17 protein-coding genes and 2 pseudogenes are annotated in these 20212 nt (G+C 54.3%); 8 read left to right on the top strand and 11 right to left on the bottom strand.

Translation table 11 applies throughout. From position 1 onward, the window contains the following. Positions 1 to 96 precede the first annotated feature (96 nt). From rimO to LEP6406_RS0206160, 3 genes are all read left to right on the top strand, one after another. Positions 97 to 1413, top strand: coding sequence for a 30S ribosomal protein S12 methylthiotransferase RimO (gene rimO, locus LEP6406_RS0206170; RefSeq protein WP_008309721.1), 1317 nt, complete (start codon positions 97 to 99; stop codon positions 1411 to 1413). Between the two features lie 226 nt (positions 1414 to 1639). Continuing rightward, a complete protein-coding gene (locus tag LEP6406_RS0206165) occupies positions 1640 to 2428 on the top strand; it encodes an HAD family hydrolase (protein ID WP_027268895.1) in 789 nt (262 codons plus the stop codon). A gap of 592 nt (positions 2429 to 3020) precedes the next feature. Then, a complete protein-coding gene (locus tag LEP6406_RS0206160; RefSeq protein ID WP_008309719.1) occupies positions 3021 to 3941 on the top strand; it encodes a tRNA (5-methylaminomethyl-2-thiouridine)(34)-methyltransferase MnmD in 921 nt (306 codons plus the stop codon). An 86-nt stretch (positions 3942 to 4027) separates the two neighbouring features. Here LEP6406_RS0206160 and LEP6406_RS0206155 read toward each other — a convergent pair whose 3' ends face one another. Then, on the bottom strand, positions 4028 to 5413 hold the full coding sequence (locus LEP6406_RS0206155; protein ID WP_008309718.1) for an HlyD family secretion protein: 1386 nt from the start codon (positions 5411 to 5413) through the stop codon (positions 4028 to 4030). Further along, on the bottom strand, positions 5397 to 6851 hold the full coding sequence (locus tag LEP6406_RS0206150) for a peptidase M50 (RefSeq protein WP_008309717.1): 1455 nt from the start codon (positions 6849 to 6851) through the stop codon (positions 5397 to 5399). The genes LEP6406_RS0206155 and LEP6406_RS0206150 overlap by 17 nt, the downstream gene beginning before the upstream one ends. A 328-nt stretch (positions 6852 to 7179) precedes the next feature. Here LEP6406_RS0206150 and LEP6406_RS30015 point away from each other — a divergent pair, with 328 nt between their 5' ends. After that, positions 7180 to 11301: a tectonin domain-containing protein gene (locus tag LEP6406_RS30015; RefSeq protein WP_027268893.1), complete on the top strand. Its 4122-nt coding sequence runs from the start codon at positions 7180 to 7182 to the stop codon at positions 11299 to 11301. Positions 11302 to 11307: 6 nt separating this feature from the next. Here the strand turns inward: LEP6406_RS30015 and LEP6406_RS32700 are convergent, their stop codons facing one another. Then, positions 11308 to 11487 (bottom strand): hypothetical protein, encoded by a 180-nt coding sequence (locus tag LEP6406_RS32700; RefSeq protein ID WP_155834642.1) that lies wholly within the window; start codon positions 11485 to 11487, stop codon positions 11308 to 11310. A 446-nt stretch (positions 11488 to 11933) separates the two neighbouring features. On the opposite strand from LEP6406_RS32700, the gene LEP6406_RS0206140 reads away from it, so the two are divergent. Beyond that, positions 11934 to 12488 carry a Uma2 family endonuclease gene (locus tag LEP6406_RS0206140; protein WP_008316582.1) on the top strand — a complete coding sequence of 185 codons (555 nt, stop codon included), beginning with the start codon at positions 11934 to 11936 and terminating at the stop codon, positions 12486 to 12488. Positions 12489 to 13121: 633 nt separating this feature from the next. Here LEP6406_RS0206140 and LEP6406_RS26770 read toward each other — a convergent pair. The 3 genes and pseudogenes from LEP6406_RS26770 to LEP6406_RS32695 all read right to left on the bottom strand — a co-directional run. Further along, positions 13122 to 13661 (bottom strand): annotated as a pseudogene (locus tag LEP6406_RS26770) (IS1 family transposase); the annotation flags it as partial. A gap of 23 nt (positions 13662 to 13684) precedes the next feature. Further along, the gene (locus LEP6406_RS0206125) at positions 13685 to 14884 is read right to left on the bottom strand and encodes an IS4 family transposase (RefSeq protein ID WP_027268829.1); all 1200 of its coding nucleotides are present in this window, start codon (positions 14882 to 14884) and stop codon (positions 13685 to 13687) included. 129 nt (positions 14885 to 15013) lie between these two features. Then, positions 15014 to 15133 (bottom strand): annotated as a pseudogene (locus tag LEP6406_RS32695) (IS1 family transposase); the annotation flags it as partial. Positions 15134 to 15263: 130 nt separating this feature from the next. Between LEP6406_RS32695 and LEP6406_RS0206120 the strand changes: the two are divergent. Continuing rightward, on the top strand, positions 15264 to 15698 hold the full coding sequence (locus LEP6406_RS0206120; RefSeq protein ID WP_008308814.1) for an aspartyl protease family protein: 435 nt from the start codon (positions 15264 to 15266) through the stop codon (positions 15696 to 15698). A gap of 103 nt (positions 15699 to 15801) precedes the next feature. On the opposite strand, the gene LEP6406_RS0206115 is transcribed toward LEP6406_RS0206120, so the two are convergent. After that, the gene (locus LEP6406_RS0206115) at positions 15802 to 16284 is read right to left on the bottom strand and encodes a PIN domain-containing protein (protein WP_008308817.1); all 483 of its coding nucleotides are present in this window, start codon (positions 16282 to 16284) and stop codon (positions 15802 to 15804) included. 6 nt (positions 16285 to 16290) lie between these two features. After that, positions 16291 to 16677 carry a UPF0175 family protein gene (locus tag LEP6406_RS0206110; RefSeq protein ID WP_008308819.1) on the bottom strand — a complete coding sequence of 129 codons (387 nt, stop codon included), beginning with the start codon at positions 16675 to 16677 and terminating at the stop codon, positions 16291 to 16293. Between the two features lie 115 nt (positions 16678 to 16792). Here LEP6406_RS0206110 and LEP6406_RS0206105 point away from each other — a divergent pair, with 115 nt between their 5' ends. After that, complete coding sequence (locus tag LEP6406_RS0206105) at positions 16793 to 17041, top strand: hypothetical protein (protein ID WP_027268891.1); 249 nt, start codon at positions 16793 to 16795, stop codon at positions 17039 to 17041. Between the two features lie 393 nt (positions 17042 to 17434). Then, complete coding sequence (locus tag LEP6406_RS0206100) at positions 17435 to 17869, top strand: aspartyl protease family protein (protein WP_008308827.1); 435 nt, start codon at positions 17435 to 17437, stop codon at positions 17867 to 17869. Here LEP6406_RS0206100 and LEP6406_RS26765 read toward each other — a convergent pair. From LEP6406_RS26765 to LEP6406_RS0206085, 3 genes are all read right to left on the bottom strand, one after another. Then, entirely contained in the window at positions 17866 to 18321 is a 456-nt protein-coding gene (locus LEP6406_RS26765; RefSeq protein WP_008308829.1) for a Uma2 family endonuclease, read from the bottom strand. The two genes, LEP6406_RS0206100 and LEP6406_RS26765, sit on opposite strands and share 4 nt — an antisense overlap. Positions 18322 to 18411: 90 nt before the next feature. Further along, the gene (locus LEP6406_RS0206090; RefSeq protein ID WP_225886437.1) at positions 18412 to 19362 is read right to left on the bottom strand and encodes an adenylate/guanylate cyclase domain-containing protein; all 951 of its coding nucleotides are present in this window, start codon (positions 19360 to 19362) and stop codon (positions 18412 to 18414) included. Positions 19363 to 19533: 171 nt separating this feature from the next. Beyond that, positions 19534 to 20190 carry a DUF3120 domain-containing protein gene (locus tag LEP6406_RS0206085; RefSeq protein ID WP_225886435.1) on the bottom strand — a complete coding sequence of 219 codons (657 nt, stop codon included), beginning with the start codon at positions 20188 to 20190 and terminating at the stop codon, positions 19534 to 19536. Positions 20191 to 20212: the final 22 nt, after the last annotated feature.

The following is a 20212-nucleotide window of genomic DNA, read 5'->3' as shown; positions in this document are numbered from 1 at the left end:
TAGGAGAAAACCCAGGGAACATATTGATCGCGCCGCCTCCAGAACCGGAGACAGACCCAGTACAATAGAGGTTTTGGACCTTCCTACCCCGCCCCTATGACTGCAACTCCTACCATTGCTGTAACCCACCTAGGCTGTGAAAAAAATCGCGTTGACACCGAGCACATGCTAGGGCTGCTAGTGCAAGCAGGGTATGGGGTAGATGCCAACGAGGAACTGGCGGATTACGTCATTGTCAACACCTGTAGCTTTATTGAATCAGCGCGGGAAGAGTCGGTACGCACCCTGGTAGAACTGGCGGAAGCCAAGAAAAAAGTAGTGATTACCGGGTGTCTGGCCCAGCATTTTCGGGATGAACTGCTGGAGGAAATTCCCGAGGCGGTGGCCCTCGTCGGCACGGGGGACTACCACAAAATTGTGGAGGTGATCCAGCGGGCCGAGGCAGGGGAACGGGTGAAGGAGGTGAGCCTGGAGCCCACCTACATTGCCGATGAAACCGTGCCGCGTTATCGCACCACCAGCGAAGGCACCGCCTACCTGCGGGTGGCGGAGGGCTGCAACTATCGCTGTGCCTTTTGCATCATTCCTCACCTGAGGGGGGATCAGCGATCGCGGCCTATTGAGTCCATCGTGGCGGAGGCCCACCAACTCGCTGCCGAAGGGGTAAAAGAACTGGTGCTCATTTCCCAGATCACCACTAACTACGGCACCGATCTCTATGGCAAGCCCCAACTGGCGGAACTGCTGCGGGCCTTGGGGGAAGTGGATATTCCCTGGGTGCGGATGCACTATGCCTACCCCACGGGTCTGACGCCAGAGGTCATTCAGACTATGCGAGAGGTGCCCAACGTCCTACCCTACCTAGATTTGCCCCTACAACATTCCCACCCTGAGGTGCTGCGGGCGATGAATCGCCCCTGGCAGGGCCAAGTCAACGACAACATTATTAATCGGATTAAGGCGGCATTACCTGAAGCAGTGCTCCGAACCACCTTCATTGTTGGCTTTCCCGGCGAAACGGAAGCTCACTTTGAGCACCTGATGCAGTTTGTTCAGCGCCACGAGTTTGACCATGTAGGGGTCTTTACCTTTTCTGCTGAAGAGGGCACTCCCGCCGCCACCCTGCCGCATCAGCTTCCCCAGGCTGTGATGGATCAGCGCCGAGAACAGGTGATGCTCGCTCAGCAAGCCATCTCCCTGAGGCGCAACCAAGCCCAGGTGGGTCAGGTTATGGAGGTGCTGATGGAGCAGATCCAGCCGACAACGGGGGAAATGATCGGGCGATCGGCCCGCTTTGCCCCCGATGTGGACGGTGTCGTTTACGTGACAGGGCAGGCCGCTCTGGGCCAAATGGCCCGCGTTCATATTGATAAGGCTGATGTATACGATCTCTGGGGCACGATTGTGGCGTAGGGGGTTCTCACCCTTCTGGACTAAATCCCCGTTTTCATATCCCTGTGGGCAGGCGATCCCCGGCATTTGACCGCAATTCCACTTATGTATTCTCTCATAAGCAATAAGCCCAGACTATATGAGTCTTGGTGATGAGTCCCCCATTTCTAAAAAGGGGCTGCTAAGGTGTAGTGGCTTGAGAGGATTCTTAACTAATCTAAAGTTTTCGTAGCCTATGCAGCGAAATATGCATTGCTTCGTTTCTGGGGAAAGCCGAACTGCGGCGGTGGGCTCAGTGCCGCTGTCCCATGGGGCAACCCTATTCTGTGATTTTGATGGTCCCATTGCCGATGTGTCGGATCGCTACTACAGCACCTATCGACAGGCGCTCATGGATACCCAGGCGGGCTATGCCGCCCAGGGTCTTGACCTATCTGTGCGGGTGTTAACGAAGGCGCAGTTTTGGCGAATGAAGCAAACCCGAGTGCCCGACCCGATGATTGCTGACTGGTCGGGGCTGAGGGGTGACGCGGTGACTTGGTTTCTGGGTCGGGTGAATGACATTGTGAATCAAGCGGATTTACTGGAGCAGGATTGTCTTCAGGTTGGGGCCAGGGAAGCGCTGTTGCGCTTCCAGGCCCATGGCATCCGCTTGGTCATTGTTACTCTGCGCCATGGTGCTCAAGTGATGCAGTTTCTCTACGACCACGACCTGACTACCACGGTGCACCAAATCTATGGGGCGACGGAGGTGGAGGCCGCTTACCCTAACCGCATCGAGCACAAAATTGCCAGCCTCAGGGGCGCGATCGCAGATCGCCGCCGACTGGGTCTAGATCCCGTGGGAGCTTGGATGATTGGCGACACAGAGGCCGACATTCGGGCTGGACAGGCCGCCCATATTCCCACGATTGGCCTGACCTGTGGCATTCGTAGCGCCTCTTCCCTGGCCAGTTGTAAACCTACCCGCCTCTATGGCTCCCTGCAAGCAGCGGCAGATTTTCTCCTCACACCCACCAGTGCCAAGATCCTTTAGTCCCCTCACCCCGGCCCCTCTGCCATTTCCCGGCTCCTGTTTTTCTTTTAACCCGAAGATAAACTTTGGTTTCAAAGTTGGGGATCAGGGCAAATGACCCCCTATCTTAGTAGTTAAGGAGCTTAAGGCTCCGGTTCCAAATCGGAAGTTCAGTCCCCGTTAAATAGGAGGTTAAGTATCGATTTAACGTCTGAACCGGTTTCGTCGAAGACAGCAGTATCCAAGCAGGTTTTTGATATTTCCTCTGCTCAGTAGCAGGGAGCAATGCGATAAATACGGCGGGGCGAGAAGTCACCGAAGACACCGTATTGAGGCAACTCCAGGCAGGTTTGACAGATGTGAGGAGATCACTCAATGGAACCGTTCTGGGTACTGCTATTCTTTGTTTTATATCTCCTAATTTTTAGTCCTAATAAACGTCCAATACCCCTGAGGACTTTTTCCGGAGTACTGAGTAACCGCTGCCATACAAAACCGCTACGATACATACCATATAATCAAAGCTGGTCTGTGCTGACTCATAGGCGCATAGGCGCATAGGCGCGACTTGTCGCCAATCGTCCCTGAACTTTTGTCAGTCAATCAGACGGCAATGACAGATACCACCATCGATTCAACCCTATCTCCAGAGCCTACCGGGGACGGGAGCCAGACGTTTTACTCCACCACCTTTGGAGAATGGTTTCACAGTCGCGGTGGAGCCTACGAAGAAGCCCGTGGCACCTATGTTGAGGCTACAGATTTAGTCGCACGAGCACAGCGGCACAGTGCAATAGCCTTTGGTCGGCCAAAGGCCATCGGAATCCTAGACCTGTGCTACGGCTTGGGCTACAACACCGCTGCGGCTCTGGAGGCGCTGTGGGCCATAGATCCCAGCTTGCCAATTCGGATTGTGGGGCTGGAGTTAGATGGACAGGTGCCCCAAGCTGCGATCGCCCAAGGGTTAGTCAGCGGCTGGCCTCTTGCTGTGCAGACTATTCTGGAGCAATTGGCCACAGTGGGCCAGAGTTCTGTCCACTCCCCAGGGCTGCAAGCAGACCTGCATCTGGGGGATGCCCGCCAAACCATTCAAACCCTGGTGCAATCCGGTTTCCAGGCGGATGTCATCTTTCTTGATCCCTTCTCGCCCCCCCGCTGTCCCCAGCTCTGGACCGCAGAGTTTTTGACCCTAGTGGCCCGCTGTCTGGCCCCTGGGGGATGCTTGGCCACCTACTCCTGCGCAGCGGCGGTGCGATCGGCTCTGCAACTCGCGGGGCTGCACATTGGCCCCAGTGCCGCAGTGGGTCGCCGCTGGCCAGGAACCCTTGCCAATTGGGGAGATACACCCTTGCCCGCCCTCTCTCAACAGGAGGTGGAGCATTTGCAAACGCGAGCAGCGGTGCCCTATCGGGATCCGACCTTGACAGATTCAGCCGTAATAATTCAGCAACGCCGCCAGCAGGAACAGGCTACTTCCCCACTCCAGCCGACGGGGGCATGGCGCAAGCGCTGGCTCAGTGGTAGGAAGGGTTAAATCCTGTAGAGGCCATGGTTATCATGGGTTGCCGTGCAAGGGGTCGCATTTCATTGTTGGGGAGAGGGCCAGAATCGAGGGATCCGTTAGAGAAAACGACTGGGGACTAGCTTGATCACTTCTCGTCCCAGACGTTGATAGAGGGGAATCCACTCGGAAAAAATCTTGGCGTAGCCGCCGGATCCCGGTCGCAACTGCTGATCAGCATTGTCAATGACGACGCGCACGGTGGCAATCCGGCGCTGCTGGGTGCTGTCGGGGGCAACATCCTTCAGCACCCGATCGACTTCTGCATCGTAGGGTGTCAGTTTAGAAGAGGTGGGTCGGAAGGTGACGGCGGCTCCCGGCTGAACATAGTTCAAATCTTCTTCCTTCACCTCTACATTGGCGGTGAGTTGGTTAAGTTGGGCAATTCGCAGCAAGTTCTTCTCGGGGGTAACTTCCTGCCCGACCAGCAGGTCGAGATCGTCGTCCAAAACCGTTCCGGTCTGGGCGGACACCAGCACCAAGTTCTGCTGCTGGGCCTGGAGGGCCAGTTGGCGCTCACGGTGGCTGGCGATGACCTGTTCTTGGGCCGTGATGAGATCTCGATAGCCTGCCAGTAGGGCAGCAGCATCTGCGCTGGCTCCCTGCACCTGGGCATTGCCAATTTCATCGGCGGCGGTGTCTGCTAGACGCTGACGGGTATGGGCAATCTCTGCGGCTTTAACTTGGAGATCCTTCTGGGTGTTGAGGTAATTGTTTTCTCGCCGTCGCACTTCCTCATCTGCGATCGCACCCTGGGCATGGAGAAATTGGTACCGCTCCCATTCCTCCCGATCCGTGACCAATTGGCTGTCTAAGCGATCGCGCTGTACCTCTAGCAGGGCAATTTCAGGCAAGGTGGCCCCCTGGGCTCCCTGCTCACCTCGGACCACGGCACGCTTGGTCTTGTCCTCGGTGACCACCACTACGGCGGTGATCTCCCTTACTCTTGCTTGGGCTTGGAGTTGCTCTCGCTGCACCTCTGCCAAAAGCTGCTGGGCCTGATCAATGTCTCTCTGTAGCTGAGCGATCTCTCGCTCTAGGTCCAAGCTGGAGAGTCGCACAATTGTCTGTCCTGCCGTTACCTGATCCCCCGGTGCCACGTAGAACTCCTCGACAATAGCCCGCATCGGAGCCCGGATTTGCTGGCGATCACCTTCGGGCCATGCCAGGGTGACTTCGCCCCCGACTTGGTAGGGGGTGGGGATAAATCCCGCTAGGACAAGGCCGCTTGCCACGATCAATCCGCGCCAAGGCCACCGGAATGGCGTTGTTTCAGGGGCTGTTGCCGAGGGCGATGCCGCCGAGGCAGGGGCATCGGTGGGTAGAGGTTGGCTCGGGGCGGCTGGGGGGGAAGCTGGGGATGAGGTCGGCTGGGGTGTCGGGGCGGCTGGGGGCGGCACCACCCTAAAGGGCGCTTTTTGCCGGGGGTTAGGGGAGGTTGTCATGGGGTGAAAAGTAGTAGAGACACCAGAGAACGAACAGAACCAGGGCCACATAGGGAATGTGGGTCAGGATGACATTGGCTAACCAGAGGAATAATTTGCCAAAGACCAGCAGCAGGTAGAGAAAGCTGAGGGGGGCATAGGTGGCCAGAATGGCGCGATGGCCTCTGGCCGGTCTTTGACCATCACGGCCCTGCTCGGGGCTGGGCTGTCGCCGTAGGAGGGCGGCATAGAACAGAAAGGAGCGGGGTTTGAGGTTGCGAATGCCGGTGGCGGCACTGAGGAGGTAATAGCCGTCGAAGCGGGCCATGGGATTCAAATTCAGGGCCACAGTGAACAGAGCCGCCACCATTAATAGATAGGCCAGGGTGTGGAGTCCGGCACTGGCGGCGGTGCCAAACCACAGCCAAAATGCGATCGCGCCAATGACAACCTGACACAGCACCCCAGCCCCAATCACCAACACCTGCTGACCCTGGCGCAGGCGGTAAGCATCGCTGCTGTTGGTATAGGCGGCGGGGATCAGGCACATAAACAGCAGTCCCATGTCGGACACCGCGCCGCCAAAGTGCTTCAGCGTAAAGGCGTGGGCCAGTTCATGTAACGACACGACGGCCATGGCCAGCAGGCCAAAGGGTAGTAGCAGGGTCCAGCCATAGGCGTGCAATAGTCCCTGGCCAAAGAACAGGAGGTCGGGGCGATGGGCATTGGCCATCACCGCCGTCAAGGCCAAAAACCCACAGAGCAGCAGGCCGGTAGATTGCCGCCACAGCCAGCCCAGTTTGCCGACGTGGCGTTCTAGCCAGCGATCGGGGTTGAGCAGGGACTTTTTGAAGTACAGCAATTGTATAGGGGTAAATTTGCGCCGGGGCGGGGGGGGTGTCTCTACCCCCGTGAGCATTTGGGCCTGGGCTAGAAGGTTGAGCAGCGATCGCAGATGGTGTGGAGTGCAGTGGTGCTGATGTGCGATCGCCGCCAGAGGCAAGTGACCAATCTGCTCAATAATCACCTTATCCCCAGGACTGACTTGCAGGTGACGCAACCCCTCCGCATCCCCCAAAATCCAATGACCATCGGCCTGATGCACCCACCGCACCCCCGGCTTCAGCCCCAAGGATTGAGGGGCGGCGGGCTCTGGGCCGGTCTCACCCTCAGGGGCCAAAATCCCCAGTTGCACCAACTTGGTCAGCACCGTTACCACCAAGTCCGGCGGCACGTCGGTGCCAAATTCTGCCTCACACTGGGCCTGAATCTGGGCCACGGTCCAGCCGCCGCTAAAGCGGGCCAAGGCATAGCCCTCCATGGGGTCAAAGCGAATCTGACGTGGTGTCTCCCGCCCCTGCAAAATCCAGCAATTGGCAACCCGGTTTTGCCGCAGTCGCCAATGGGCACTGAGGTCGGGGCAAAGCCAATCCTGGGCAGTTGGGCTATCAATTTGCATAACACCCAATGTCTACCGGAATCTACTGAGGCTTAATCCGGGAAATTACTGAATTATTGGCTCACCTTTTTTGATTTTGGCTCACCTTTTGCTGAGCCAAAAAGTGAGTCAATTCCCCAGAAGCTTTGTTTGACAAGGGATTAAAGGAGTTTCATGGCCCCTCATCCCATCAGCTAACCCCAAAACAGGGGGGGGCATTTCAAACATTTCAGGTTAGTATCCCCAGTATGACCCTGTAAGAATTATCACGGTCATTCCCAGCATTCTGCCTTAGCCTTCTGCGTAAGCTACCTAGACCGCTTTCTTTCCAGCAATCAGGAGCATTCCCATGAAACTGTTTGGTTCTCTTCGGACCCGGCGTCAACCTGCTAAGGGCTTTGTCCCCCAGCCCACTGAAGCCTCACCTGTCCACCAAACCTTTCTGCTGGAACAAATCCTGACCCCCAGTGGCCTTCTCGATACAGGAGAAGATGCTCCTGACGGGGCCGATATTGATCTGTCCTCTCTGGATGCTGAAGCTGATGTTGACGGCGGTTTTGACCCCGGTGACCTTGAGGACACCCCCCCCTTCGACATCGGCAACACCCCGGAAGAAGACCTCGAAGACATTGATTTCATTCCACCCCCAGAGGATTTCTCCACGAGCCTCTCCTTCGAGTTTGAGTCTGGCGTCTTTACTGTGGGCGAGAGCGGCGAAGTCACCATCGACTATCTCTTCGATGGCGGTAGCTACCAGGGCGAACTAGCCATCTTTAGCCTAGAGGGGATGGAGGAGTTTGAACTGGGCTCTGAGGACTTCATCCGCGAAGCCGCCCGCCGCGCCCTCACTGGCACCGAAGAAGGCCACATCGTCATCCGCGATCGCCTTGAAGGTGCCCGCTTTGGGGAATACAATCCCAAGCTGGATCAGTGGAACTCGGGGGATTACCTGGGAGCCAAGACCTTTCAGATGAAGGCGGGGGATGAATTCGGCCTCATGCTGGTGCCCAGGGGCCGGGTCTGGAGCGCCTTCAATAACCCCCGTATCGATAGCAGCGGTACACCGCTGTTCTCGATGGCCACGGCGAACCCCGATGACATGTTCGCCATGGGCCAAATCGCCGATGTCTTCGGCGATGGCAATACGTTTGCTTTTGAGGACATACGGGTAGACCGGGGCTCTGACCTGGACTACAACGACATCGTGTTCCAAGTGCGGGGAGCAGAAGGTAAAGCCCTGTACATGGGCGACCTTGTGGATCCCAGTCAGGATTGGCGCTCCACGGATATTGGGCGGGCAATTCACACCTATGCCGAATCCTATGTGGCTCCCTTCGACAGCAGCTTGGCGATCTCCGCCTCAGCCCCGCCAGCGGCCCAACCCCTAGTCGGCATCATTGACACGGGCCTCACCACAGGCCACCCCGATCTCAATTACAACAACATCACCTCTGGCTGGGACTGGGTGGATGGCAACAACAACTCCTTCCATACCCTGGGAGCAGGGGATGACCATGGCACCTTTGTCGCGAGTAAGATTGCGGCAATTCGGGATAACGGCATTGGCATCGACGGTATCAACGACCAATCTCCCATCTGGGTTTCTCGGGCTGTGGGCTCTGGACAGTGGGCCAATTCCTTGACGGAGTTTGTGGATGCGGCGATCGAGTCGGGCCAACCCAATGCGGTGGTCAACCTCAGCTTTGACCTGACTCAGATTGATACCGATGGTAATGTGACCACCCGCTATGAATTCACGCCCCAAGAGCGGGAGGCAATTGAGTATGCCCGCCAAAATGGGGTGCTGATGGTGGTGGCGGCGGGCAATGATGGCGGGGTGATGTCGGTGCTGGGGCAGGCGGCCCAGGAGTTTGACAATATCCTCACCGTGGGCGCGGCGGATGGGCTGGGTAAAGCCGCCTATTCCAGCTATGGCAATGGGTTGGGGCTATTGGCTGCGGGGGGTACGGCGGAGAATCCGGTGGTGTCGCTGATGGCGGATGGTTTGGGGACGATGGCGGGTACGTCGGTGGCGACGGCTCAGGTGACGGGGGCAGTGTCGCAGGTGTGGGCGGCGAATCCGCAGTTGAGCTATCGTCAGGTAATTGAGATTTTGCAGGCGACGGCGACGGACCTAAACACGCCGGGGTGGGATGCTCAGACGGGGGCGGGGCTCCTTAATCTCCCTGCGGCGCTGTTGATGGCGAAGGCGACATCGCCCAAGCCTTATGATCCAGAACCCTGGTTTACACCGCAAATTTGGTCAGGGTCAAAGGAATTTACAACTTCTGAACGTGCCGTTAATGGAACGGGGACAGGTTACGCACAAGTCAGCTCGATTCCACAGAATTTAGGCGCTTTCATCAAAGAGGAAATGAGTAATGGTGTCACTGTTCGTTACTACACCAAGGGCTATTTAACGATTCAACCCAGCGGTCACCAGTCTTGGTATGCAGTAGGGACTGGGTTGCCTGTAACTATTGCGCCTAGTGCGACACCCCAGCGGCTAACGCATCGCTCAACAAACCTGGGCGATTCTATCTATCAACTTCAAGGTGATTTCTGGGCAGAAATGCCAGGTAAAGCTAAAGATATTTCCGTTGGAGCCGATGGTTCAGTTTGGGTCATTGGAACGGAACCTGAATCAGGGGGCTACAGTATTTATAACTGGAATGGCCAGGGTTGGAACAAGGTAGGCGGTAGTGCAGTACGAATAGCTGTGGCACCCGATGGTACGCCTTGGGTCGTCAACTCTAAAGGAAATATCTACAAGCGCGAGAATAATGTTTGGCGGCAGATGCCTGGGCAAGCCAAAGACATTGGCATTGGAGCCGATAGCTCAGTTTGGGTAATTGGAACGGAGCCTGAGTCAGGGGGCTACGGTATTTATAACTGGAATGGCCAGGATTGGAACAAGGTAGGCGGTAGTGCAGTACGAATAGCTGTGGCCCCCGATGGTACGCCTTGGGTTGTCAACTCTAAGGGCGCAATCTACAAGCGAGAGAATAATGCTTGGCGGCAGATGCCTGGAACAGCCAAAGACATCGGCATTGGCGCTGATGGCTCAGTTTGGGTGATTGGAACACAGCGCGTTTTTGGCGGATACACCATACACCGTTGGAATGGGACAGGGTGGGATCGACAAAATGGTGGCGGCGTTCAGATTACAGTTACCCCTAATGGCAACCCCTGGGTTGTTAGTGAACCAACGCCAAACTTGCCAAACTCGGGAAATCATATTTACCAGCGCAGTCACAATACTTGGCGGCAGATGCCTGGGCAAGCCAAAGATATTGGCATTGGCGCTGATGGCTCAGTCTGGGTAATTGGAACTGGGTCTGAGTCGGGAGGGTACGGTATTTATAGCTGGAATGGAATTAACTGGGACAAAGTAGGCGGTAGTGCAGTGCGTGTAGCCGTTGCTCCCGACGGTACGCCTTGGGTCGTTAATTCTAAGGGCACAATCTACAAACGCGAGAATAACGCTTGGCGACGGATGCCTGGACAAGCCAAAGACATTGGCATTGGCGCTGATGGTTCAGTTTGGGTAATTGGAACTGGGGCTGAGTCGGGAGGCTATGGTATTTATCGCTGGAATGGAACTAACTGGGACAAGGTAGGCGGTAGTGCAGTGCATGTAGCCGTGGCACCTGACGGTACACCTTGGGTCGTCAATTCTCAAGGCACCATCTACAAGCGAGAGAATAATGTTTGGCGACCGATGCCTGGAAAAGCCAATGACATTGGCATTGGCGCTGATGGCTCAGTTTGGGTGATTGGAACGGGGGCTGAGTCAGGGGGCTACGGTATTTATCGCTGGAATGGGCAGGGTTGGGACAATGTCGGCGGTAGTGCAGTTCAGATTGCCGTAGCACCTGATGGCACGCCCTGGGTTGTCAACGCTGATCCTAAAGTAGCCTCAGGTGGCTATTACGCTGAGTTGTCAGCTTTAAGCCGTTCCGAATGGAATCAACAGAGTAAAGACAATTTGTTCTTTGATGGGAAAACCAGTAATGGTGAGAGTTCGTTGTCAGTGAAGCAAATCTATTCCGATCTCTCTAATGAGATATTTGGCTCATACAAAGCCATGACTGCTGGATACTTCGACAATACTAATTACTCTGGCACCCACTATGGAATAGATATGGCTGGATTGGCTGGTGATGCCGTTAGGGCTGTAGTTGGGGGTACTACAACATTAGTCCAGAATATTGCAGGCAACTATTTTGTCGGTGTGAAGGGAGATGATGGAAACCTTTGGATCTATGGACACCTTGAGAACTACTCGGTAGGCATTGGCCAAACTATCACCAAGGGTATGAAAATTGGCACTGTTTTTGATGGCGCTTATCTCCCCAGCGGTTATTGGATGGCTCAACATTTACACTTAGAGGTTCATGAAGGGCACTCTTACAATCGATCTAAATCGATAAGCCCACTTCAAGCATATTGGCGTTCTAGGAATCTCTGATATCACTTAATTTTCACATGATGGGCGATCACCCCTTGATGGTATCGGCAGCGCGATCGCGTCCTGGGCAATGGCGACGGCTTGGATATTGGCAGCGCGATCGCCTGCTGCCTGGACATTTATAAGGGTGGTCAATGATGTTGCAGGATCAACCCCAGATGAACGATATAGGTACATCCGTGCCATCGCCGCATCCAGCAGTTTTGGCTAGCGATCGCACCTCCCAATCCCACATGTCCACATCCCTAGAAACCGGGCTTTGCTCTCCTTGGGATCACCTTGCCAGGGAGTTAGCAAAAGCTCGGTTTCTTGCGTTCACCAGTTGCTTGCATCCAGTGCTTCTCACTGCCGACTTGACGATGGAAAACATCCATTGAGCGGTGAGCCCCATACCGCGATCGCGGAGCTGTTATTTCTTTCATGGGAACAGATTTCGATCCTACCTTTGGTCACGTAGACATCGTTACACGTTACGATGCTGCAACAAATCGTATTTACTACATTGACATTGGCAAAAAACAAGGGGGTGCGAGATCGTGCACCACTGTTCTTAGCGGTTGGCGATCGCTAAAATAGAGTCAGTGCGATGCCTTACCTACAGTGAGCTTCGCTAACGCATCCCCAGAAAATCCATGATTGCCGTTCCCAACTACGTCAGCCCCGAAGAATATCTCGATATCGAGCGACAAAGCCCAGTTCGCCATGAATATCGACGGGGGCTGGTATATGCCATGGCAGGTGGCACCGATAATCACGATCGCATTGCCCTCAACCTGTTGACGCTAATCAACTTAAACTTACGCAACACAGAGTGTCGATTTCACTCAGGTAATGTCAAGGTCAACTACCGAGATGAGTTTTATTACTATCCGGATGCCTTTGTGACCTGCGACCCGCGAGATCGGAGCGATCGCTATGTGAAGCGCTATCCCAAACTGATCACAGAGGTGCTCTCATCCAGCACAAAAACGTTTGACTTGGGCGAAAAATATAACGATTACAAGCAGATTGAATCTCTAGAAGAATATGTCGTGATTTCTCAGAATGAGCAGCGCGTTGAGTGTCGCCGTCGCAACAGTGTGGGCGATTGGGAAACGGTTATTTATACGTCGGGGGAGCGGGTTGCTCTGACCAGCATTGGCTTGGAATTTGAGATATCTGAACTGTATCGCGGCCTTGATGGTTAGGGTGCTTAAGCCCAAATTCTTTGCAGATTCAGCGTAAACCCTGGCAAAGTCTTTGCTCCCGACAATGTTGTTGGGTTGTCTAAAACCTCAATGTTTTGACCGGCACGGTAAATTTCCACTCACCTGTATTTGGAGTCAATTAACCAGCAGCAGTTTTGGCTAGCGATCGCACTTCCCAATTCCACACATCCACATCCCCAGAAACCGGGCTTTGCTCTCCTTGGTATTACCCTGCTAAGGAGTTGACAAAGGCCCGGTTTCTGGCTTTCACCCGTTGCTTGTATCCAGTGCTTCTCACTGCCGACTTGATGATAGAAAACATCCACTGGGCAATGAGCCCCATACCGAGATCGCGGTGTTGCAGCATTGAGCGAGACGGGTCAGTGAGATCACCTCAACCCTATCCCAAATGACCTGATATCGCGATCGCCGCTTCCCAAAATGGGGGGGCGCGTTAGCGAAGCTCACCGCAGGTATCGCCCCTTATCTAGCAACACCCTGTAGAGGCGAACGGTGTACCTTCCCATCAAACCTCCCCGGTAGTGCATTTTAGTAAAGGACAGAGGAAACCATGGACTCTTCCCTTGCTGCCAGCTTCTCTCTGACTCGGCGATTGTAGTCATGGATGAACGTTCAGATCGCGCCGATGTGATTCTCTAGCTTCTTGGAAAAGGACAGTGTCTTCCTCACTAACCGAGAAATCCGCTGCCTCAGGGTGTTGTTTAGTCTTTCGATGTAGTTCGTCAAGCCGCTATCTTTGCCAACAGCAAAATGTCGTTTGCTCGGAATGACGCTGACGTAGGCTTCCCAGTAGTCGGTGTAGATCTGGCCACACTGTCGGTATACAGCCGGGATGGACTGCCATAGGGCAATGGCTGATTCTCTGGAGCGGTCGCCGATATGACAGCCGATGATTTCTCGGGTGTCTGCATCGATCGCCAGCCAGACCCACTGCTTGTTGCCTTTGTTATCGACAAATGACCACAGCTCATCCATCTGCACTTTCAGCTTGCCTTTGGCCTTGGGGACAACCTCTGCCGCTTTTGGCACTGCCTCATAGCAAGCGTTGACGTAGCTTTGTAGCCAACTATCAGAGACGTCGGTGGCTCTGGCGATGCCGGCTAGGGGGATCTTCTCTAACAGCAGCAGATCGACCAAACTCCGAGTGTCTTTGTCCTTACAGGGTGACAACCCCCCTAGAGAGCTTGCTGGATAAGGGATAGGGCGTGAAAACCTCGCTGAAAATAGCGGTGTTTATGGGGTTTGAGGGCTACCAGCTTGAGCGCCCAATCGGCCCATAAATCCATGGCATAGAGCCATCGTTGCCCATAGAGACTGAAGCTAAAGTCACTGTGCCGTGGAGCCTTATCTTGGTGCTCTTGGAGACGTCCGGCATACTGAGCTAGCTTGGCCTCCTGCATCCACTGGCCGTGGAGAGTCGCCAAACTGTAAGCCAGAGCGATCAGTAAAACTAAGGCTAAGAATCGGGTGTCATTGACCTTGGTGTCCTCCAAGTTATAGCCCCCAGTCTTAAAGTCTTTGAAGAGCTGTTCAATGCCCCAGCGACATCGATAGACTGCTAAGGCTTGCTTCAAGGTGGGCAGATTAGTCAGGATATACCACGGTTCCTTCGGCCCCTTCTGGCGATAGGAGCGCTTCCAATACACCGCTAAATTAAACGGGCCCATACCATCGCCCTTGTTGCACAAAACTCCCTCATAAAATCGAGACTGGCCCGGTTTGAAGCCAACGTTTTTGAGGACTTGATAGTCGGTATCGGTATCGGTCTTGAAATGGAAGTCCTTTTTCTGTCGGAGTGCAAAGGACACCCCGCGCTGATCCAACCATTCCGCCAGTTTAGGGCTATGGAACTCCCGGTCACCCAGCAGTAGAACCGGGTAGGACTTAAACAAGGACAGGGCCGCTTTCAGCAGTCGCCGTTGCGTTTTCAGGTCACTCGTGCCCGCCCGCCCTAAACGCTCCCAATAGACGGGTAAAGCATGAGTCCCCCACACCACGCTGACCATGAATATATTTCGCCCTTTCCATTCCGTGCGGTCCATTGCCAGAATCCAATAGCCGTGTTTATGGTGTTTGAGCGTTCTCAGACGACGGCGTTGGTCACGGTTCAAGCCCCGTCCCGTTTCCACTTGGCGGATCCAATATTTGAGCAGTGGAAACCACAGCACCTTGAGCGTGAGTTTGGGTAAGGCTAAAAAGCGTTGTAAGTTCCGTTTGCGACTTTGATACTGAATGGGCTGAGGAAAGACGCTGGCTAAGACGGAGAGTTTGACTTGGCGATGCGCTTGTAGCAATAACAACAGTAACTGGAAGGTCAAGTACTGTTTTTCATTGAGATGGGTGAGAAGGGTAGTTTGGTAGAATGTAGGGAACATATTTGGTTGGGGGAGCTGTACTGAGGCTCCCTTTTTTTTGTCCCCTCCATTATCTCAAAACCCTGTACCGTATGACGTTGAGTGCCCTTGTCACCCGTTAAGGTCTTTGTCTTTCGGCTTCCACTGGGGATCTTCTACGAATTGACGATTGCAGTCTCGGCACTTGTAGTTTTGCTTTCCGCGTCTGGTAGTACCGTTCTTTGAGATGTCGTGAGACCCACAAGTTGGACAGGTCATCTCGATCTTCATGTGCCCTACTCCCGTGAAATTGCTACGGCTATACCTTGTTTTTCTTTATCCTTTACATTAATGCACTACCACCTCCCCTATCCCCAAACCCCTCACCTACACTGGTGGTAGAGTACCGGGAGTCAAACCCATGTCTACCGAACCAATGGGCAAAATCCTCACCACCCTGACCATTACCAACCGGGCTGATCAATCAGCAGCCTCTCGCGGGTATATCCCTGCGGACCAGGTGCGATCGCTCACCCTCAACAACGTCCTAGTGGATACCGGGACGACGACCCTGTGTTTACCTGCCACCACGATCGCCCAGCTAGGGCTGGATCTCCTGCGGGAAGTCGATGTCTCCACCGCTACTGGACTGAGCAAAGCCCGCATTTTTCAAGATGCCCAACTGTCATTACTGGGGCGAGAAGGGAACTTCGAGTGTTTAGAGCTGCCTGGGGGTCAAAATGCCCTGTTAGGAGTCATCCCCTTAGAAGCCCTGGGCATTGAGTTAGACCTGCAAAACCAAACCCTGAAAGTGCTGCCAGAAACCTCGGTCGATACCTACCTGACCATTCTTTAGCTGGGGCATTGGGAGCAGGAGAAAAGAAATGCGATCGCCCTTTAGAAAATGCATTGAGTTGAGTTGCGCGATCGCCGCACCAATGCACCATCAGGGCCAAGTATCAACCTTCGTCAAACTGCTGCAATACTGCTTGAATAAAGCGATCGCTGAAATAAATCCCAGCGTCTCTCATGGCCTGAAGGTAAGGCTTGACTGCTAAAATATGCCCCAATTGTTTGGCCCGAATCAGCAAGCCAACCGAGCCAGTTACTTTTAGATTCAAAGACTCTGCAACCTTACGCCCCGTCAATTCATCCATTAAAACAACTTGAGCGTCCACTTCTAGAGCAAGAGCAATGACCTCAGCTTCACCTCGATCTAAGGTAGATAGTAATAGAGAGACCGTATCCTCCGATTTTACCGAAACCGTTTCAATCCAGGATTCATGGGCCAAATCAATACTCCCTGGAGGCCCTGGCTTATAGGCCGAGATTTCCTGGGCGACTCCCAATGGAATGAAAACTTTTCCCACCACTTTTTGTAGTAGAGAAAGCTGATCAATACGGGCGAAAGCAATTAATGGAGTCGCATTACTGATAATCATGCACCACTACAAGTTGAGCATTGAGAGAGCCGAAATCCCTTCTAACTCACCTTCCACCATTGACTCGTCATAATCAAAAACAATAATTCCTTTCTTTGCCAGACTGTCCATGAAAGCCAAGCGATTCATGCCTGCCAATTGGGCTGCCTTACCCAGAGACAGTTTTTTCTCCTGGAAGTAGGAAATCGCTGCTATTAAGCGAATATGTCGCCCCAAGTCAATAGCACCTAATTTAAGTGCTGCCAGCAGATCAGGTGAAACCTCAAAAGTGACTGCTTCCGTTGGCATAATTCCCCATTTGAAAATAGCAATCAGAACAGAGTTAAGTACATCGATACTTAATCGATTGTCATCATCATAGCTTGCATTTCTGGTTGGGGTTCGTAGCGCCATTGGCATCCGACTGAAGAAGGATAGCCGCGATCGCGGCTTGACTACACCGATATCCCCGCCTGGACTTTTATAATGGTGGTCAATGATGTTGCAGGATCAACCCCAGATGAACGATATGGGTACATCCGTGCCATCGCCGCATCCAGATACATCCAGTGATAACACCTTGAGGGCGATCGCCTACAGCATGGATGCCCTAATTCCAGGGATTTATCTATGGTGGGGCGCATGGCAGATCCGCATTGGCGGTAGTCAACCCGAACCGAACTACACCGGAACCATCCACGATACCCGTGGGGCCGCGATCGTGTTGCCGGGATATCGCATCTACAGTACCTATCAGGGCTCCTATGACCCTGGATAAACACAAACTAGATGGTATTCCTCAAATCAAAAGCAAGACCTTACCCGTTGATGGGTTTGAGTCCCTGCTACGCACTGAAGGCTATCAGCAAACGGCTACAGCCCCCGCCCAAGACAACCGCATCAAAGTGTGGTGGTACATCCCACCCATCGTCGTATTGAGGCGATTTACAGCCGCGACGGTAAGGTTGCTATTATGGCCTATCACGTCTCTTGAACACCCCTTGAGGTTTGAGATCGCCTTAGCTACATCCCAAATAACCCGATGGGTGTTGGGGTTGATTCGGGTTGTGGGCTATCGGGTTTTGGTAGGGCGATGGCCCTTAGCCGGTCGGAGACCATCGCGCCCCATGCTCCCCCCTACAATGGTGGTAGAGTACCGGGAGCCAATCCGATGTCTACTGAACAGATGGGTAAAATCCTGACTACGTTGACTATTACAAACCGAGCCGATCAGATCCTCGCCGCTCGTCAGGTGATTCCACCGGAAGACGTGCGATCGCTCACCCTCAATAACGTCCTAGTGGATACCGGGGCGACGACCCTGTGTTTACCTGCCACCGCGATCGCCCAGCTAGGGTTGGATCTCCTGCGAGAAGTAGACGTTTCTACCGCCACTGGGCTGAGTAAAGCCCGTATTTTTCGAGATGCCAATATTTCTCTGCTGGGCCGCGAAGGCAGCTTTGAGTGTTTAGAACTCCCTGGCGGCGAAAATGCCCTGTTAGGGGTGATTCCGCTAGAAGCCCTTGGCATTGAATTAGATTTGCAAAATCAAACCCTGAAAGTATTGCCAGAAACCTCAGTCGATACCTACCTGACTATTCTTTAGGGTGGCCAGCTCGAATAGGGGTCAAGGAATGCAATGGTCAGGGACCGGCCCGAAGGGGCCATCGCTGTTTGACTGCGCCGAATGGCTAGGTCGGGCGGTGGGTCCAAGGTCAGGTCAATCTCATCCTTACCCCGCACCGTCCGCTCATTTTGAATGTAAAAACACTCGTCTGGTTCTAGCCCCTTTTGCAGGTCTTCCCGGCCCCAGGTGGTTGAGCCCAGACTGCGAATCTCGGTTTCCGTTTCTTCGGTAGCAACTTCCACCATGCGCCCCATCAGGCTCTTGTAGCTTTCATGGGGAGGCAGTGGGGCCATAATTTCTAAGGTTCCCTGATCGTAGGTCAGCCGTTTCCCCGGCTCCGATTCCAAATCGTGAATCAATGCCTGGTAGGTAGCCCAGCTAACCCCTCGTAGCACCATGCAGCGGCTAGGGGCAGTTAAGGTTGCGGTCATACAGTGCCCTCCGGGGTGAGGTCAGCCTCGTCGTCTGGCAGGCTCAAGTCTACCCCAATCGGGTGAAGCGGGGGGTATTGAATTCGGGCATCAAGAATGCTTGTGGAGGAAGCGGTCTAGATCAGAAAAGGTGCTGGCGTGGGTGACAATAGGGGTTTCATAGCCCTTCATCATTACCGTGTAGCGCTTGAACAGTTCCTCCGTAGCTCCCAAGCGCACGAGGTATTCGTAGGTCGTCTCGCCTATGGCTAGGTCTAGGCCCAACTGCTTGGTCGAGGTTTCAAAGCGAAAAGCAGCGTTGACCGTATCCCCCAGGGCGGTATATTCGGGGCGATCGCCGCTGCCCGCATTTCCCACCATAGCGTAACCCGTGTTCAACCCGGCCCCAATCCGTAGGGGAAAGGGCAGGGGGAAGCGCTTGTGGAGCGATCCCGTCATTTTGGAGAGGGCGCTAATGGCGCGACCAATCTGGAGCATTTCCTCCAATTCCGCCCCCCCTGGGCCATGGATCCACACCGCCATGACGGCATCGCCAATGTACTTGTCTACCCAACTGCCGTGCTCAGCAATGATGTCTCCGGCACAGCGAAACCAGGTACCGATGGATTCTGATAGCACCTTCTCATCGGTTTGGCGGGTCATTACCGTAAAGTCGCGAATGTCCACCACCATGACCGAGATCAGCCGCCGTACATGGAGGCTGGCGGTGGCGGTGAAATCCTGGGTACTGGGGCTGGCTTTGGGCAGATCTGACTCATGGGTTGGGCAGTAGAACTGAAGTTCTGTTTGCCCAAAGGTGAGCATATCCTTGTCCCGCAGGGTGACGGGGACACTGACTCGCCGTCCATTCACAAAGGATCCATTGCGGCTGCCCAGATCGATGAGGTAAAACTCCCCTGTCTCCATGCATTGGATCATGGCATGGTTGCGGGAGATCCAGCGATCGGGAAGGACTAAATTGTTGTCGTCACTGCGCCCCACCGTCCAGCAGTTGCTACCCGCTAGGGACAAATGGCGATTGCCAGCGTCAGTTTGCAACACCACGTAAGGCCCAGGTCTTCCAGTCACTACGAATTAAGGGCTGTATGGGATAGCGGGAGGGCAGCGTTAGGATCTGGAAAACCAGAAAATATCTCGTTTTCCAGATCCTAACGATTGAGTTGGCATCATTATGCCAAAGATATTGCTGCCCTGCGGTGTATAGAGTACAACTCAGGCTAGCAAAGCGCTCACCGCAAAAAGTCCATCTACTAATAACGTACTCAAAACTGCACCGCTGAAGGCCCACCAACAAGGCTGCTGCGATCGCAAAGGCACCACCCCCACCGTCAAGAGCCCAAGCCCCAAGAGTAGAGCCCTACTAGCGGCTATAGGGGTCTGTAATATTGCGATCGCATCCCGCAGCACCCAAGCCACCTGATCCGGTTCCGCCACCATCACCTGCCGCCACAGGGGCACCAGATCCATCCAATACACATAGAGATCCGTCACCGCCGTCCCCAGGAGGGAGCCCAGGTAAAAGTAGCAGCCCACCCGACTGTGGCCCCGCAGCAGCAGCAGCAACACAATGGGAATGCCCACAGACTCCAGGGGTAGGTGAACGAAGGGTTCCCAGCGAAACCAGCCCCAATAGAGGGATCCCGCCAACCAAGTCCAGGCAAACCCCACCAAGATATCTCCCCAGATGCGGGTGCTGCTGTGGGTCATCAAAGCCACCCCCACTAGCACCCAGGAACCTGTCAGCGTCAGACTCAGCCAGGGAAGCGATCGCACCAAAGGCGCTTCAAAGAAGACGGGCACCACAACTAGACCCACCGCCGCCAGCAAGACCCGTAGAGTCAGGGGCCACGATGCCCAGGTCTGTAGCACCCAAGCCCCAAACCAGGGGCGA

This window comes from Leptolyngbya sp. PCC 6406, from assembly GCF_000332095.2.
Lineage (GTDB): Bacteria > Cyanobacteriota > Cyanobacteriia > Phormidesmidales > Phormidesmidaceae > PCC-6406.
Note: the sequence above shows the minus strand (reverse complement) of the source record. Positions and strands in the feature narration are given on the sequence as shown.